Below are 17,456 nucleotides of genomic sequence, written 5' to 3'. Positions count from 1 at the left end.
CTTGTCCACGTCAGCAAGCTTCAACCCACCAGGAATGTCTCCAGCTTCTCGCAGAAGAAATCCGGAACCTCCTCGGCAACGAAATGACCGCTATCCTCCGCGACGACACTCGTGAGATCGGCGGCCTGATCACGCATGGATTCGGCGAGCTTGTCGCCGGCGCTATGACGCCCGGTGATGGTCATCACAGGTGGCATCAGTTTGCGTCCGCGCAGCGTCTCGGCGAGCTTCGCATCCTGGCGCAGCGCTCGATAGTAGTTGAACCCGGCCGTCATTCCGCCAGGGCGGGCGTAATGATAGGCGAACTCTGAAATGGCATCCTCGGAAATGGCCATTTTGTTGTGCGACCAGGCCCGAATCTGCGCGCGGATGTAGTCGCGCTCTCGCCCCCTGGTCAGCATCTCCGGAAACTCCGGCGCCACGTGAAATCCATAGTGCCAGGCTCCGCCGCGCAAGGCGTCCAAATTCTCGGTTCCCGGAAGCAGGCAGTCGACGAGCACCAGCTTGGAAACGGCTTGCGGATAAAGGTGGGCGAGGACATAGGCCGCCTTGCCGCCCATATCGTGGCCGACCACGTGGGCTGGACCGGGTCCCAGGTGCGCGATCAATGCGCGTATGTCCTCGGCAATCGTCTCCTTGTCGTATCCAGCCTCGGTGCGCTCCGATAGCCCGCACCCACGCAGGTCAGCCGCAACCACGGTGAACTTCCTGGCCAGTCGCGGCATGATGCCGCGCCAGGCAAACCACGTCTCGGGCCACCCGTGCAGCAGAACGACGACAGGGCCGGATCCCATGGCAACGTAGTGCATGCGGATGCCATTCACATCGACGAAACGACTAGACATCCCGGCCGGTATCTTAGTGGGCTCCGCGCTATCGGGCTTCTCTTGAGCAGAGACGGACTGAAGTCCGGCCGCTGTCGCAGCCGCGCCCGCGAGCAGTATCTGTGATCCTCCGAACAACAGTGATCGCCGGTCGAATTCCATCGTGCACCTCATGTTGGCCGAGTTCTTGCGCGGAATGTTCATCATGGACCGCACCGCGTCTATCCGCTATGAGCGAATGATCTGCATAACCAGGTGTTATGAATGGATCTGACCGCCGCCCTTCGTGCTTTCGTGCGCACTGTCGAGCGCGGCTCCATCACCGCCGCTGCCCGTGACCTGGGCGTCTCACAGCCCGCGGTGAGCAAGCTGTTGCGCAACCTCGAGCAGTATACCGGTGCGCGCCTGCTCGAGCGGACCGCGCGCGCGGTGCGCCCAACCCCGCAAGGCCTGATGCTCTACGAAGCAGGCGGGACCTCCCTGGCGGCCATCGATGCGACGGTAGAGATGGTGCGCCGTGATATGGGCGAAGTCGGTGGCAAGCTGCGCATTCACGGCCCCGTCTGCCTTGGTGAAAGCCATCTGCACCGCATCGTCATGGACTTCCAAAAGCAGCACCCGACCGTATCGGTCGACCTCACGCTGGAGAACAGGGCGGCGGACCTCGTGCATGAAGACATCGACCTGGCGGTTCGCATGGGACGCCCGACGGACCAAAGTACCGTCCTGCGCAAGGTCGGCATCATCAAGCGCATCCTGGTTGCGACACCTGAGTACCTGGCAGAGCATGGTCCGGTCCGGCGCTGGCAGGCACTGACCGACCACGCGCTCGTCGTCACTGACGCGGTGCTGTCTCGTCGAGGAACACTGACACTCTTGAGCGGCGCCAGAACCATCGAAGTGCCAGTCCAGCCTGTGCTGAAGACCAACAACGCGCGGGTCCTTATTGCGGCCTTGCTGGCGGGCCGCGGCCTGGGTCCGGTACAGCTTCCATTGGTGACGGAAGAACTGCGTGCGCGACGTCTGGTGCAGGTGCTGCCGCAGCACGAGATTCGAGCGAGCGAACTCTACGTGGCTTATCCGACGTCGCGCTTCCTGAGACCTGCAGTGCGCGCCTTCATCGACTTCGTGGTACCCGCGCTGCGCGCTGTCGAGGGTATCACGTGAGCGCGGCGGAGGAACATCCACCACCGGCCTGAGTTACAGTTTTAGAGGGAACCCAGCGCGGCCCTTTTTCCTGCCGAGGACTGATCATGACGGGCGGACGAGCGCAGATCAGCGACGTCAACATTGGTCTGCATCATCTCGCCGGCATACTGGGCGTACCCGAGGACGCGACTGCCATCGTGATCTTCGCGCATGGCAGCGGCAGCGGCCGCCACAGCCCGCGCAACAATCAGGTGGCGGCGGGCTTGCGCGAGGCGGGCTTTGCCACCCTGCTGCTCGATCTCCTCAGTGAGCAGGAAGAGCGCAACCGCTGCAACGTTTTCGATATCGGTCTGCTGGCGTCACGCCTCGCAGAAGCCGCGGACTGGGTCCATGCCAGGCCCGAATTTGCGGCACTGCCCGTCGGCTATTTCGGCGCAAGCACCGGGGCCGCGGCTGCACTGGTCGCCGCGGCCGAACGGCAGAATGTCGGCGCAGTGGTCTCGCGCGGCGGACGGCCCGATCTCGCCGGCGAGGCGCTGCGCGCCGTCACCGCGCCGACGCTGTTGATCGTGGGCGGCGCCGACCTGCCGGTCATTCCGCTCAACCGTGCGGCCTTCGCCGCGCTTTCCTACGAGAAGGATTTGGTCATCGTGCCACGAGCCGGTCATTTGTTTGAAGAACCCGGCGCGCTTGAGGAGGTCATCGAGCATGCCAAACGCTGGTTCCGCCGTTTCCTGTCATCGCCGCTGACAGGAACCTGCGACGAGCGCATCTTCGCCGACCGGCGCGAGGCCGGACGCCGGCTCGTGCCGACGCTTCTGAAGTTCAAGAACGACAACCCGGTGGTGCTGGCACTGCCGCGCGGTGGCGTACCGGTCGCATTCGAGGTCGCGCAGGCGCTGAACGCGCCGCTCGATGTCGTGCTGGTGCGCAAGATCGGCGCGCCCGGACACGAAGAGCTCGGGCTGGGCGCGGTGGTCGATGGCGCGAAGCCGCAGGTGGTGATGAACGACGAGATCGTTCGCGCCATCGAGCCCGGCGCCGACTATCTGAAGGCGGAGACATCCCGCCAGCTCGCAGAGATCGAGCGGCGGCGCTGCCTCTATCGCGACAGCGAGCCGCCCGTCGACATCACAGGCCGCACCGTGATCGTGATCGATGACGGCATCGCGACCGGTGGAACGATGCGGGCCGTGCTCAAGGCACTCTCCAGGGCGGGTGCGCGCCGGCTTGTGCTCGCGGTGCCGGTCGCTCCGCCCGATACGCTCGAGGCCCTGAACGCCGAAGCAGACGAAGTCATTTGCCTGATGAATCCCGAGTCGTTCTTTGCAGTCGGCATGCACTACCGGGATTTCAACCAGATCTCGGATCGGCAAGTGGTGGAGCTGCTGCGCCGCGCCAAGGGAAATGGCGGCCGTGCGTGAGCGACATCTCCTTGTTCAATTTCGCAGCCAGCAATCACCAGGGCTCGCGCGAACATGGAGCCGAAGTCGGTAGCCTCCTCCCATGCTTGACCATCTTGCACCAGCCGCCTATCTGGGCTTGCATCAGTCGCGGACAGGAGATGCAAATATGGCGATTGGCGATGTCGATGTGCTTGATTTGTGCAACAGCACAAAGCTGCGGCGTGCTGCTCGCCATGTTAACCGTTTCTACGATGCGCATATCGCGGCGTCCGGGTTACGTGTCACGCAATACGCGATTCTGGGTCATCTGAAGCAACGCGGACCGAAGTCGATGCTTGAGCTGGCAGAGATGTTGACCATGGACCGCGCCACGATCGGTCATAACCTTCGCCCGCTTGAACGTGACGGCCTGATCAAGATCGAGATCGGTCCGAAGGATCGGCGGGTTCGCCTCATCTCCATAACTGAGGCTGGTTTGGAGCGGTTTAAATTGGCGCGGCCGGGATGGGAACGTGCGCAGGCTGAATTCAAGACTGAGTTCGGTGCTTCCAACGTCCTTGCCATGCACAAACTCATGGACCAGCTTCTCTCGTGCGGTTTGGGCGAGCGCGGCGAGAAAGAGACTTCGGTGAAGGTTCAATCGAGCAAAACGGTCCAGGCCAGATCGGGACGGAATAGGCCGAAAGCGGCATATGGCCGTTCAAACACATCCCCGTGACCGCGAGATGTTTGAATCGCTCGTCGCCCAATGAATCCAGCTTGACCCCATAGTCCGCCACCCGACGTGGCGAGGCGCGCTCCGTCTATTGCACTGCGCCGCTAAGGCGCCACGCGCAAAAGTTCGAGTTCGTCGAGATCGATCGAAATCATCACCGTATCCATTTTTGGCCTTCCCTCGGCATCCGGAAGGTAAACCCGGCGCTTATGGGAGAATGTGATGCCTTCTGTCGCTCTGTGATCATAGCGATAGTGAGTAGCCTTTCGGCCGCCAAAAATCTCCACTGCGTAGTCATGCCGGCGGATCAGCCCGTTGCTATCGAAGTAGAGAGTCTGCTCCGTCGAGTGGGTGACTAACGACTTGGGAAACTTCAGTTTCAACGCACGCCAGGTCTCTCCGTCTTCCGCCCACGAACCGATTTCCTCTGTTTCGATCCCCTCCCCTACGAGGGAGAACGGCATGGTGAGATACATCCACATCGCGTAACCGGCAAAATAAGCCAATTGGGTCGCACTCCAGGGCGTTCCCATATCCCTGAATGACTCGCGCGGGTTATTCAGCTCCTCCAGAATCGTGCCATCGGAAGCTGCAATGGCCGTGCGCTTCGGCTCAAAAATCGCGCTTTGCCCAGAACCGAGGAAAGGGACGTAGACTGCTCTTTGCTCACGGGTGTCCACAGTCACCCTCGTTCGCTCCCTGGTGAAAGCTTCTTGTCCCCTTTGCTTGAAACTGAGCCCCCCAGGAATGAAGCTCGCGGAAATCTGTCGGAGCTGATTCCAACGAGCGAGTCCGCCGTGCGCTTCGATCGAAAAGCCAATCAGGTCATGCATACGCGCGTCCAAATCCCGAAAATGCCGTTCCTCAAGTCGAGAAATGTTTATCGTTCGTTGAGCTGACGTGGACGGACGGCCTACTGAAAGGCCGCCCGATTCTTCTCGACGAACTCACTGACGGTCATCGGCGGCCGACCGGCGATCTTCTCGACCAAGTCATTCGTCCCAGCGAAGATACCGTCGTTGTGGTCGATCGCTACCTCCTGTAGATGCTGTGCAAGGAACGGAATCTCCTGTCCGGTGACTTCGCGCGCCCACTGCTGCGCGGTGATCTTCTCGTAGCGGATTTCCTTGCCGAGGATTTTACCCACGGTCGCGGCGATTTCCGGAGCGGTAAGCTCGACGGGGCCAAAGAGGGGATAGATTTGCCCCTTGTGCGGCGCCGGATCGGCCAGGATCGCGGCGATGACAGCCCCCTGATCTTCCGCAGCAATGGGCGCATGGCGGCCCGTCGTGCCGAAAGGAACTGACATCCGGCCCGCGCGAATCATATTTCGCATGTAGAGGAGCCAATCAGCGAAATAAGTCGGGCGCAGGTGCGCGACGGGCGTCCCGGCCCAGTCGAACACGCGCTCCGACAGCCAGTGCTGAAGCGCAGCATCGCTTTTCGAATCCCGACGAGACGATTTCTGCGACATATTGACGATGAACTCGGCCTTGGCCTCAAGCGCAGCCTGCGCGAACTGCGCCGTCGCCTGGGTGATGCCGGGCCGGATCGGATAGACGAAGTATGCCCGCTGCGCCCCATCGAACGCACGGCGTACGGCTCGGAAGTCGAGGAGGTCGCCGACGACGATTTCGGCCCCCTCGGCTCGGAGCTTGCTGGAGCGCTCGTCATCGCGGTGAACGAGCGCCCGCACAGGAAAGCCCTGCTGCAGGAGAAGCTTGGTGGCAACGCGGCCGGTCGCACCTGTAGCGCCGGCGATCAAGATAGTCGGTTTCATCCTGGATACTCCCTCACTTGACGGCGATCCGTGGCCCGCTTTGATCGATAGGGGCATACTCCCCTAAAATAGGGGCATATAAGACTTTTGCAACAGGCGGATTCCTTCATGAACTTGCATTCGATAGCGGCAGGAGCTCCTGCGACAGCCTACCTGCTTTTGACCGATATCGTGCCGCTCAAGCGCGCCATCGGCGATCCAGAAGGGCAAACTCCGCAGATGCATGATGGATTCGAGCGCGTGCTTGGCCATCGCCACGAAGGCGGCGTCGCTCCTGTCGTTACAGATGTAACTTCTCAGTCCGATCGCGTCATGATCCAGTAGCAGAGCTCGCCAACATTTGAAGACCGCACAGGCCGCGTCTGGCAGTGCCCTTGCTCACGCTTGCGAGGACGTCGAATGAGCATCGTTTCGCACAACGGAGACCGAAGGATTTGTCTGAAGCGTCATTTACACAACGGCATGATTAGCGTCGCGATCAAGATGATTGTCCTGAGCATCGCAGATCGCATTTCGTCAGCGATCGACGTCAGAGCGCCACTGGGTCGAGGGGCGTTGCAGGACCGCAGGTCGCGGGCAGAAGGTAAGCAAACAAGTGACTCTTTTATCACGTCTATTCCTGCTGGTGGCTATCGCATTGATCCCAGCTATCGCGATTCAAGCCTACAATGAATTCCAATTCCGTTGCACCCGCCAAGTCGAAGTGCAAAACCAGGCACTCAACCTGGCGGAGCTTGCCGCGGCAGAACAGCGGCAGATCGTCCAGGGAATGCATCAAGCCCTGATCGCACTATCGGAGCTTCCGGCGATAAAGGCGAAGAACACGGAAGGCTGCAACGCCTACCTCGCCAGGATCATGCGACGATATCCGGGGTTCATCAGCTTCATCGTGGTCGACACGAACGGCGACGCCTTCTGTGACACCAACATTGACTACAAGCGATCGACCGCGGCTGGAAGGCCCTACTTCGCCGACGTACTGAAAACCGGCAAATTCACAGTCGGAGAGTTCGCAATCGGTCGGCAGACTGGTCGCAAGGTCCTTCATTTTGCGCTGCCTTTCTATGGCGACGATGCCCGGCTTGGCGGCGTCGTCATAGCCGCCCTCAGCCTGGATTGGCTTGCCGGCTCCATCGCTCAGCAGGATGTGCCGCCGGGAGCCGCACTTGCGATCATGGACCGGAACGGCACGTACCTGGCCCGTTATCCCGATAACGACCGCTTTGCCGGCCGGAGGATACCCGGGGATAACGATCGAAAGCCCGACCATCGGAGCACTGCCGATATCGTCGATCTCGATGGTGTGGAGCGGATCGTCGGCTATTCGGTCCTGCAGGATGGGGGAATCGTTATCGCCTTTGGCCTCGACAAAGCCCGGGCGTTCACCGAGATCCAGCACGGCACACAGCGTGGCGTTTTCCTGATCGTACTGAGCACCGCGCTGGTGTTGAGCCTGACGTCGCTGGGGGCTCGGCGGTTCATCCATCGTCCGCTCGAGCAACTGGTCGACGCCGCCAACCAATGGCGGCTAGGCGACCTTGCACGACGCGTCGACGTCCAGGGAACATCCGAAATCATCCGGGTCGCCGAAGCGTTCAACACCATGGCCGATGCGCTCGAACGCCGCGAGCACGAATTGTCCGAAGCAAAGGAGAGAGCCGAGGAAGCTGCCGCTCGGTTCACCATGATCTTTGAGAACACCACCGACAGCGTGCTTATCGTCGATCGGGATTGGCGGGTCAGCTATCTCAATGGACCGGCCTCGGCGAGTGTCGCCCACGGCCGGAACATCGTCGGCATGGCCCTTCCAGAAGCCTTCCCGGTCGCCGCCGATCTGGAAGCCTTGAAGAAAATTCGGGAGGCGACGTCAGAGCGACGACCGACCTATCTCGAAATGTTTTGCCCGCGCATGCAGGCCTGGTACGCACTCAATGCCTTTCCCTCGAGCCACGGCCTCGCGATCTTCCTCCGCGACATCACCGATCACAAGCAGGCCCTGGAGGCGCGCCGTCAGATGGAGGAGCAGCTCCATCAGAGCCAGAAGATGGAGGCCGTCGGCCAGCTCACCGGCGGCGTCGCGCACGACTTCAACAACCTGCTTACGGTGATCTCTGCGAATCTCGAACTCATCGAGGATGCCCCAGATATCGGCAAGATCCGGCAATACGCCGCAGCGGCGCGACGTTCCGTGCATCGCGGAACGAAGCTCACGACGCAGCTTCTCGCCTTTTCCCGTGGGCAGGCATTGAAGCCGGAATTCGTCAACCCCAATCGGCTCCTTTCGGAATTCCAGGGACTCATCCGTCAAGCCGTCGGGGATGGATGCGAAGTCCAACTGCGGCTCGATGAAGAATTATGGATGTGTCGCGTTGATCCGTCGCTTTTGGAGACTGCGCTCCTCAACCTGGCCTTGAATGCGCGCGATGCCATGCCCGATGGAGGTGTGCTGCAGATCGAAACCCGGAACGTGGTCCAAGACAGGAGTTCGGTGTCCGGCTGTCCGCCCGGATCGTATGTGAGGCTCTCCGTCGCAGACACCGGCTGCGGAATGCCCCCGGAAGTGCGGGACCGCGTGTTTGAGCCATTCTTCACGACCAAGGATGTCGGGAAGGGTACGGGACTCGGACTCAGCATGGTCTATGGCTTCGTTCGACAGTCTGGTGGCCATATCGTCATCAACAGCGCACCCGGCGCCGGAACTACGATCGATCTATACCTCCCCAGGGCTGCGCAAGCGCGTGAGGCTGATCCGGAGTGCTCTCAACGCCAGGCCATACCGACCGGCACGGAACGAATTCTACTCGTTGAAGACAACGAGGATCTGCTGGAGGCCACGTCAGCCATGCTGACCACGTGCGGCTATCAGGTTTCCTGTGCCCGCAACGGTATGGACGCGCTTCGGATCCTCCAGAGCGGTCAGGATTTCGAGCTGTTGCTGAGTGATATTGTGATGCCCAACGGAATGAGCGGAGTTGAGCTTGCTCGCGAAGCGAGGAAGTTCGGCAAGGATATCAGAATCCTGCTCGCCTCCGGCTATGCGGCAGATGTATTGGAACGACACAATGCGGTCGGGGAATTTCCAATTGTCGAAAAGCCGTTCCGCCTGGCAGAGCTTGCCCGGCGTCTGCACGCGATGCTGCACGAAGCATGAGCGCTGACCCGTTTACCACAATGCTGATTGCTGGTTGGCGGCCACCGCAAATCCCTCGGGCATGCTGCGGATCGTGGAGCAGCCTGCAACTAGCGCCCCCGACCGCGATTGGCGGCAATCGGTTCGCGCGGGATCGTCACCTGTGACAACGCTTCAACAAAGATCGGCTCCCAGGCCCTGATATGATGCCTGAGCAGATTGGTGAGAGCCTCCTCATTGCCGGCCATCGCAAGCTCAATGATCTGATAGTGCTCCGCGGTTGACTCATTCTGGCGGGCGAGACCTGCACGCGACTTGATACCGTAAAGTCGCATTTGGTCACGCAATCCCATCACCAACTCGGTGAGGCGTGCATTGTCCGCCGCGGCCGTCAGCAACTGATGAAAGCTTCGATCGGATTCGAGATAGAGCCTCAGGTCTTCCGTTCTCACCGCGCGCGCGATGTCATCGGCAAAGCGATAAAGCCCTTCGAGATCCCTCTTTGGCTTACGTGCAACGATCGCGGCCGCATGGAGCTCCAGGACTTCGCGGAGATCAAACAGGTTGCGCAGTTCGGTCAAGGTCGGTTCGACCACCTTGAAGCCCCGATTGCGCATGGGTTCGATCAGTCCGCTGCGCGTCAGCTCCAGCAGCGCTTCCCGCACGGGAGTCGTCGAGATGCCGAGGCTCGTGGCGAGGGTCGGCACGGAGTACATCGTTCCCGGCGCGCTCTGACCGGAAATGATCTCGGCGCGCACCTGCTGCACCACCTGCTCCCGCAAATTCTGCTCCATCCCCATCTCCGCTTCGTCGGTTCCAGAGCCCTCCGGCTTAGCAAGTGCAGCACAATAAATGCGCTTGACGGAGGATATGCCCACAGATCATGCTATGTAAAGCGTTACAGTAACGCGCTACATTAACTTCCCTGTGACACGGTTTCATTGACGATGGCTGAGCGCATCCCGGGCTATTGCACGCTCTGCCGATCACGGTGCGGCTCGACCATGGTGGTCGAGAATGGCCGGCTGATCGGCGTCGAGAGCCTGCAAGGGCATCCGACCGGCGGAGCGCTATGTGCAAAGGGCCGCGCCGCACCGGAGATGGTCCATAGTCCGCGGCGGCTGACCAAACCGCTTCGTCGAACTGCGCCGCGAGACGCTGCCGATCCGGGCTGGACCGAAATTTCCTGGGACGAGGCGCTGGACGACATCGCCCGAGAGCTCGGCGGCATTCGCAAAACATCCGGCGCTGAAGCTGTGGCCTTTGCCGTCACCACGCCCAGCGGCACACCGATGGTCGACAGCTTCGAGTGGGTCGAGCGCTTCATCAGGTGCTTCGGCAGTCCAAATCTGATCTACGCCGTCGAAATCTGCGGCTGGCACAAGGACTATGCCCATGCCCTGACTTTCGGCCGCGGTATCGGCTTTCCGGATTATGAGCAGGCCGACGCCATCGTGTTGTGGGGACACAATCCCGCCCGCACATGGCTTGCCCAGGCGACCCGTATCGGCAATGCGCGACGGCGCGGAGCGCGGGTTGCAGTGGTCGATCCCAAGCCGAACGGATCGGGACAGGACGCTGACCTCTGGCTACGCATCCGTCCCGGCTCGGACGGAGCCCTCGCGATGGGCGCAATCCGGCATCTCATCGCGACAGGATCGTTCGATGCGGGCTTCGTCACGCGCTGGACCAACGGGCCTTTCCTGGTCGACACCAATACAGGCCGCTTCGTTCGTGCCAACGAACTCTGGGACAATCAAGCGTCGGAAGCTTTCGTCGTGCTGGATCAGTCCGGGACGGCGCGGGCCTACGACGCCCGCGTTGCGGCTCTCGATCCTGCGCACTGCAGGCTGGATGGCCGGACGACGCTTGCCGCGCGCGATGGCCGCGTCATCGCTGCGGCGACCGCCTTCCGTCTGCTGGCTACGGAGGCTGCCCCCTACACGATCGCGCGCGTCGCCGAAGTGACTTGGCTCGAGGAGCGCAACATCGCTGCGTTCTACGGCCTGTTCGAGAACAGCCCAAGGCTCGCCTACCACGCGTGGACCGGCGTCGGCCAGCACACCAATGCGACGATGACCGAGCGGGCGATCGCGACACTCTACGCGCTGACCGGCGCCTGCGACCGGCCGGGCGGCAATGTCTGGCCGGTGCCGCCGCCGACGCGGAGCGTCAACGACTATGACTTGTTGCCGCCGGAACAGAAGGCCAAAGCGCTCGGCATCGACGAATTGCCGCTCGGGCCGCCAAGCCGGGGATGGATCACCGCGCGCGATTTCAGCCGCGCCGTGCTCACGGGCGAGCCCTATCGCGTCAGAGCGCTGATGAGCTTCGGCACCAACTTCATGGTTTCGCAGGGCCACTCCTCACGTAATCGCGAGGCATTGCGTGCGCTCGACTTCCACGTTCACGTCGACATGTTCATGAATCCGACGGCCGAGAATGCGGACATCATCCTGCCGGCCAATATGCCGTGGGAGCGGGACGCCCTCAAAATCGGTTTCGAGATCACGCAGGATGCCGTCGAGACGATACAATTCCGTCCGCAGATGCTTCCGCGTCTCGGCGAGTGCAAAGCAGACTATGAAATCGCAGCGGAGCTCGCCGTCAGGCTGGGCCTGGCAAACCAATTCTTCGGTGGCGACATCCGCGCTGGCTGGAACCATCAGCTCGCGCCGCTCAGCGTGACGGTCGACGAACTTCGTCGGCATCCGGAGGGCCTGCGCTTTCCCCAGCCGTTCCGGCACGAAAAATACGCAGTGCAGCGGGAGGACGGCACGATTGCAGGCTTTGCCACGCCTACCCGCCGTGTCGAGATCTATTCGGAATTGATGCTCGATCATGGCTACGCGCCGCTGCCGGGCCATATCGAGCCTGCAGAAAGCCCGCTTGCAGACGGCGCCGACAGCCGTTTCCCGCTGGTGCTCACCACAGCCAAGAGCGGCTGGTTCGTGCATAGCTCGCACCGTCATATCGCCTCGCTCCGGAAGAAAACGCCTGATCCCGCGATCGAGATCAGCAGCACGCTCGCAACGCGGCGCGATCTTGAGGATGGCGATTGGGCGATTGTCGAAACGTCAACGGGAGAGGTACGGCTGCGCGTGCGGCTGAACGAATCTCTCGACGATCGCATCGCCATCGCCGAGTTCGGTTGGTGGGAGGATTGTCCGCCACTGGGCCGCGAAGCGACCAGCTCCGCTGGTTTTGCGACATCGAACATGAACGACGGCTTGAGCGACGCAACGCGCGATCCGGTCAGCGGCTCGGTGCCGCTGCGGGCGATACGCTGCGACATTCGCAAGGACGAGACCGCGAGCCGTGGCCGCTGGGTCGGCCGGCGCGCTTTCTCGGTCGCCGCCATTCGCAGCGAGTCCAACGATGTCGTCGCGCTCGACCTCCTCCCGCGCGATGGCGGCCCGCTTCCCGCGTTCCGGCCGGGACAACACATCATGCTGGGCCTGCCGGGAATCGATGTGACCCGCGCCTATTCGCTGACCGGCCATGGCGGCCAGGACGTCCTGTCGGTCGCAATAAAGAAACGGCGTTTCGACGATTTGGCCCACACCCGCGACACCGGTCATCTTTCCGCTCATATCCATCGCCTGACCGTCGGTGATCAAGTCCAGATCGAGGCGCCGAGAGGAATTTTCACCCCGCCGCTGGCGGGTCCCCGGCCTCTCATTTTTCTCGCGGCGGGCATCGGCATCACACCCTTTATGAGTCACCTCGAGGCGCTGGCGGAGCGCGAGCCGACGGAGCGCGTCGCCAAGGTGCTTCTGCTCTATGGTTGCCGCAACGGTGATGAGCATCCCTTTGCCCGGCGGTTGCGAGAGCTTGCAGACCTCTTGCCGGAGCTCGATCTCGTCACGGCGTTTTCAGCGCCACGCGCGCAGGATCGCTGTGCGCAGGACTACGATTATGCGGGCCGGCTCGACCTAGCGGCGATCGATCCGCTGCTGCCGCAACGGCCCCTCGCCTATCTTTGCGGCTCGCCGCACTTCACGACATCAATGACTGAGCGACTGGTAGAACGGGGCATGCCGCGCTTCGACGTATTCGCGGAGGCGTTCGCATCACCGCCGATCGTGCCGCGGACGTTGCAGCCACAGAAGGTTCACGTCGCCGGTACCGACAAAAGCTTTATCTGGTCGCCTGAACTCGGAACCCTTCTCGATGCCGCTCAGGCCGCGGGCCTGTCTCTTCCCAGCGGTTGCCGTGTCGGCCAGTGCGAGAGCTGCGCCATGCGCATCGTCAAGGGCGACGTCGCACAACTCGGCGGCGATGAGGGCGCGACGGACCAGTGCCTGACCTGCCAGACGGTTCCTCTCTCCGAACTCACACTCGCGCTTTGACCGGCAACGACGCGACGAAAGCAACACCGACATAATAATGGGGGCTGCAATGACCGACGCCACGCATAGAAATTCGTTTCCTGACAAAGTGCCGATGCAGACCAACCTGCTTGCAAGGCTCTCGCAGCATATGGTCGCCTTCGCCGAGCGTTGGTTTCCAGATGCCTATGTGTTCGTTCTGATTGCCGTGGTCGTGATCGCACTCGGCACCATCGTGCATGGCGGCTCACCGCTTGCGGTCAGCCGCGCCTTCGGCGACGGCTTCTGGAATCTGATTCCGTTCACGATGCAAATGGCGCTGGTCGCGATCGGAGGCTATGTGGTCGCAATGTCGCCGCCTGTCGCGGCGGTGCTGCGGCGGCTGGCGGCCGTACCCTCCACCGCGCGCGGCGCTGTGGTCTTCGTTGGTGTCCTCAGTATCGTCCTGTCGCTGCTGAACTGGGGTCTCAGTCTGATCTTTTCCGGCCTGCTGGTGCGCGAAATCGCGCGGCGCAAGGACATCAGGCTGGACTATCGCGCGGCCGGTGCGGCTGGCTATCTCGGCCTCGGCTGCGGTTTCACGCTCGGCATCACATCATCAGCCGCCCAGCTTCAGGCCAATGCGGCCAGCATCCCGAGCTCGCTGTTGCCGATCACCGGCGTCATCGGTTTCTCCGAGACGATCCTGACGTGGCAGAATCTGGTCACGACGGTGGTCGTCACCGCGCTATCCGCAGCGATCTGCTACCTGACTGCTCCAGATCCGAGGTTGGTCAAGACCGCCGCGGATCTCGGCGTGTCGCTCGACGACGACCGAATCGAGCCGAAGAAGCCGGCGCGGCCCGGCGATTTTCTCGAGTTCAGTCCCATTCTGACGATCCTGATCGTCGTGCTGGCGCTGGGCTGGCTCTGGCAGACCTTTCAGTCCGGCAATCCGCTGATCACTTTGTCGGGCCTGAACACCTACAATTTCGTCTTTCTGGTGCTTGGCATCCTCTTGCATTGGCGTCCACGCAGCCTGCTTGAGGCTTTTTCCAAGGCGATGCCAAGCGTCTCGGGCGTGCTGTTGCAGTTTCCTTTCTACGCCGGAATCGCTCAGATGCTGACCAAGGTGCCGAACAGCAAGGGCGTAACGCTGTCCGACACCATCGCACACTGGTTCGTGGACGCCTCCGCCAACTCGACCGTCTTCTCGTTCCTGGTTGGAATCTATTCCGCGGTACTCGGTTTCTTCATCCCGTCGGCTGGCGGCAAGTGGATCATCGAGGCCCCGTACATCATGAAGGCGGCCAATGAGATCGGGGCTCATTTGGGCTGGACCGTGATGATCTATAACATCGCGGAGACGCTGCCGAACTTCATCAATCCATTCTGGATGCTTCCGCTGCTTGGCATACTCGGCTTGAAGTCAAAAGACCTGATCGGCTACACCTCGGTGCAGTTCTTTGTGCATTTCCCGATCGTCATGATCCTTGCGGCAATCCTGATGACGACTTTCACCTACCACCCGCCAATTCTTCCCTGATCGACCGCTGAGCCGCGCGAACTGACACGCCGGGACGACCGCATTGACGTCCCGGCGTGTCCTCGTCCGGCACGCCGGCGCACAACCTCGATTTGGTTCGGCAACCGCGAAAGCATGCGGGCGTCGCGCGAGAGCCGCGACGCAAAGTCTTGCAATGAGAAGGCCATGACCGAGAAACAACCGCTGCAGACCATTGATGCAGAGGAGGCGACGCGCCTTCTCCCGATGGATGAGCTGATCCCGCATCTGCGCAGCTTCTTTGTCAGGGGCTGCACGGTTCCGCCGCGACATCATCATACGATTCCAGTTCCGGGCGAGCCAGACGCGACGCTGTTGCTGATGCCTTCATGGCAGCAGAAATCGGAAGGTGACGACCTGCTTGGAGTCAAGCTGGTCGCCGTATTCCCGGGCAACGCCGCGCGCAAGATGCCGGCGCTCACATCGGTCTATCTGCTGTTCGATAGCGGCACCGGTGGGCAACTTGCGACGGTCGCAGGTGACGTCCTTACCGCCAGGCGAACCGCTGCGACGTCAGCGCTTGCGGCGTCCTATCTGGCGCGCGAAGACGCGACCAACCTGCTCATTCTCGGCTCCGGCCGGATCGCAAGCCTTTTGCCGGAAGCCTATCGGGCCGTCCGCGACATTCGCCGGATCAGCGTGTGGAACGTCAACGCCGACAGCGCCATTCGGATGGTGGATCGTCTCCGTGACTCCGGACTGGATGCCGTGTTCGTGTCCGACCTTGAACATGCCGTCAGGACGGCGGATATCGTCACGTCGGCCACTCTGGCAACATCGCCACTGATCAAAGGTGAATGGCTGCAGGCCGGCCTCCATGTCGATCTCATCGGCGCCTTCACGCCGGCAATGCGGGAATCGGATGACGAAGTCGTCAAGCGTTCCGCCATATTCGTGGACACCTATGAGGCGGCACATGAGGCCGGTGATCTCGTCCACCCGATCGAGGCAGGAATTTTGTCACGTCAGGACTTGAAGGCGTCGCTAGCCGAACTGTGCAGCGGCGCCGTTCACGGGCGACGATCGCGCGACGACATCACCATGTTCAAGGCAGTCGGGACCGCTCTGGCGGATCTTGCCGCCGCAGGTCTTGCATACAATACCCGCATACGGCGCGTCGCCCACATCGCGTAACAACGCGACAGGTACGAAAATTGAACGAGCTCGGCGTGTCATGCGTCGAAAGCCGGTCGTGCGCCGCGTACTGTGCCGACCCTCCGCCGATCCATCAAGCGCCTGACCCAGTCACGCCCGGGCTCCTCGACAAGACGATACGTTGCAACCGACAGCAGGACGGTCAACAACAGCATCGCAATTTGCAGGAGATCACCAAGCCAGAGCGATCCATTCAGAGAGACAACTTTCGTCGGTTCATGGCCCGGGCTCAACGCGTAAGAGGCAAACAATTCCGTATGCGTAAGGCGCTCGACGACCATAAGGATGGCCCGCACCACTGCCCTGAGGAGCGGATGCAGCATGTAGATCGAATAGGTCAGCGTCCCGATCGTGAGCATGGACGGAACCGTCAGCCAACGGCTGACCGCGCCAGCTTCACGCGCGAACACCAGAACGACCAGCGTAAACACCAGCGGCGAGGCGACCTGCAGAGTGACGCTGCTTCCAGCGACCGAAACATAGCCCACAACGAGCATGAGACTCGCCGCCTCGAGCAATGTCTCAACGGATGGCGCCAGGCGTGCGCGCAACACGGGGAAGCGCTCTCGCAAATCGAAAGCGAGAACGCCAAGCGCGAAACCATAAAGGCAGCGCACCAACCCATAGTCAAAAGTCGCATTCATCCCGTCCGGGCTGATGGTGGCGAGCACAACCGGCCCCGCAATGATCGGAAGCAGCCAAGGCCAGATTGTCGGCCCGATCCTGCTCACGACGGCGGCGAAGATCACATAAGCGGCGAACTCGGTGCTGATGCTCCAACTCGCGAAGTTCAACCAGTTCTGCGGATTAACGCCGAGCCCCTGCAGCAGCAGAATGTTGGTGACGCTGGCCTGCAAGAGGTTTGGGCCAATACCGTCCTTCGCAGCGTCGATGGGAATGAACAGCAGCAAGGTCACGAGATGCAGCGGATAGATCCTCCCAAGCCGCAGGAGGAGGAAGCGGCCCGTGCCGAAGCCCTCAGCGAGACGCGAACGATAATTCGACGCGATGACAAAGCCGCTCAACACGAAGAAGAAATCGACGAAGAGGTAGGCATTTCTGGTGAGCGGCAGGAAGGACAGATGGCTGATAACGTCGAAGTGAAACAGCGCGACCATGCAAGCGCAAATGCCACGCCAACTGTCGAGAGCATGATACCGCGTGATATTTTTGGCCGAGTCCATCGAAAACGGGTAGGCAAGACCTTCCACCGGCACAAGCAGCGGTTGACGCTATGCTTAATGTGGCAGGCGGTCGCGGCACTACGCAGCACTCCTCCGAATGATTGCCCCGACGACTGGGAAACCCAGGCGTTCCACGCGTGAACACAGCCAGCGAATTTTCGGACACTATCGTGCCTTTTCCAGACACCCTCCATGGTACCGAGCCGCGCAGTGATCCGCGCTCGGTTGAACTTGGAGTT

13 protein-coding genes are annotated in these 17,456 nt (G+C 61.5%); 8 read left to right on the top strand and 5 right to left on the bottom strand.

Features of this window, described 5'->3' with window-relative positions; all coding sequences use genetic code 11:
- Positions 1-20: 20 nt before the first annotated feature.
- Complete coding sequence (locus tag ACZIRK_RS30840; protein WP_245474861.1) at positions 21-845, bottom strand: alpha/beta fold hydrolase; 825 nt, start codon at positions 843-845, stop codon at positions 21-23.
- 243 nt (positions 846-1,088) lie between these two features.
- Here ACZIRK_RS30840 and ACZIRK_RS30835 point away from each other — a divergent pair, with 243 nt between their 5' ends.
- From ACZIRK_RS30835 to ACZIRK_RS30825, 3 genes are all read left to right on the top strand, one after another.
- Positions 1,089-1,991, top strand: coding sequence for a LysR family transcriptional regulator (locus ACZIRK_RS30835; RefSeq protein ID WP_130227699.1), 903 nt, complete (start codon positions 1,089-1,091; stop codon positions 1,989-1,991).
- A gap of 86 nt (positions 1,992-2,077) precedes the next feature.
- Entirely contained in the window at positions 2,078-3,397 is a 1,320-nt protein-coding gene (locus tag ACZIRK_RS30830; RefSeq protein WP_474418744.1) for a phosphoribosyltransferase family protein, read from the top strand.
- Between the two features lie 82 nt (positions 3,398-3,479).
- The gene (locus ACZIRK_RS30825) at positions 3,480-4,097 is read left to right on the top strand and encodes a MarR family winged helix-turn-helix transcriptional regulator (protein WP_130227700.1); all 618 of its coding nucleotides are present in this window, start codon (positions 3,480-3,482) and stop codon (positions 4,095-4,097) included.
- Positions 4,098-4,198: 101 nt separating this feature from the next.
- On the opposite strand, the gene ACZIRK_RS30820 is transcribed toward ACZIRK_RS30825, so the two are convergent.
- Together ACZIRK_RS30820 and ACZIRK_RS30815 are read right to left on the bottom strand one after the other, a co-directional pair.
- Complete coding sequence (locus ACZIRK_RS30820; protein ID WP_474418743.1) at positions 4,199-4,927, bottom strand: hypothetical protein; 729 nt, start codon at positions 4,925-4,927, stop codon at positions 4,199-4,201.
- Positions 4,928-5,007: 80 nt separating this feature from the next.
- A complete protein-coding gene (locus ACZIRK_RS30815) occupies positions 5,008-5,874 on the bottom strand; it encodes an NmrA family NAD(P)-binding protein (RefSeq protein ID WP_028168115.1) in 867 nt (288 codons plus the stop codon).
- 108 nt (positions 5,875-5,982) lie between these two features.
- Between ACZIRK_RS30815 and ACZIRK_RS30810 the strand changes: the two genes are divergently transcribed.
- Positions 5,983-6,198 carry a hypothetical protein gene (locus tag ACZIRK_RS30810; protein ID WP_130227702.1) on the top strand — a complete coding sequence of 72 codons (216 nt, stop codon included), beginning with the start codon at positions 5,983-5,985 and terminating at the stop codon, positions 6,196-6,198.
- 271 nt (positions 6,199-6,469) lie between these two features.
- Positions 6,470-9,025 carry an ATP-binding protein gene (locus ACZIRK_RS30805; RefSeq protein WP_130227703.1) on the top strand — a complete coding sequence of 852 codons (2,556 nt, stop codon included), beginning with the start codon at positions 6,470-6,472 and terminating at the stop codon, positions 9,023-9,025.
- An 89-nt stretch (positions 9,026-9,114) separates the two neighbouring features.
- Here ACZIRK_RS30805 and ACZIRK_RS30800 read toward each other — a convergent pair whose 3' ends face one another.
- A complete protein-coding gene (locus ACZIRK_RS30800; RefSeq protein ID WP_130227704.1) occupies positions 9,115-9,798 on the bottom strand; it encodes a GntR family transcriptional regulator in 684 nt (227 codons plus the stop codon).
- Between the two features lie 153 nt (positions 9,799-9,951).
- Between ACZIRK_RS30800 and ACZIRK_RS30795 the strand changes: the two genes are divergently transcribed.
- The 3 genes from ACZIRK_RS30795 (at position 9,952) to lhpI (ending at position 16,012) form a co-directional block, all read left to right on the top strand.
- Complete coding sequence (locus tag ACZIRK_RS30795; protein ID WP_474418742.1) at positions 9,952-13,356, top strand: molybdopterin-dependent oxidoreductase; 3,405 nt, start codon at positions 9,952-9,954, stop codon at positions 13,354-13,356.
- A 49-nt stretch (positions 13,357-13,405) separates the two neighbouring features.
- A complete protein-coding gene (locus tag ACZIRK_RS30790) occupies positions 13,406-14,860 on the top strand; it encodes a short-chain fatty acid transporter (RefSeq protein ID WP_474418741.1) in 1,455 nt (484 codons plus the stop codon).
- Between the two features lie 165 nt (positions 14,861-15,025).
- Positions 15,026-16,012: a bifunctional Delta(1)-pyrroline-2-carboxylate/Delta(1)-piperideine-2-carboxylate reductase gene (gene lhpI, locus ACZIRK_RS30785; protein WP_130227707.1), complete on the top strand. Its 987-nt coding sequence runs from the start codon at positions 15,026-15,028 to the stop codon at positions 16,010-16,012.
- Between the two features lie 38 nt (positions 16,013-16,050).
- On the opposite strand, the gene ACZIRK_RS30780 is transcribed toward lhpI, so the two are convergent.
- Positions 16,051-17,244, bottom strand: a complete 1,194-nt coding sequence (locus tag ACZIRK_RS30780) for an acyltransferase family protein (RefSeq protein WP_130227708.1) — start codon at positions 17,242-17,244, stop codon at positions 16,051-16,053.
- Positions 17,245-17,456: the final 212 nt, after the last annotated feature.

It is taken from the genome of Bradyrhizobium sp. Leo114 (assembly GCF_055229415.2).
The sequence above is the reverse complement of the archived record's forward strand: the minus strand, read 5'-3'. Positions and strand labels throughout refer to the sequence as shown.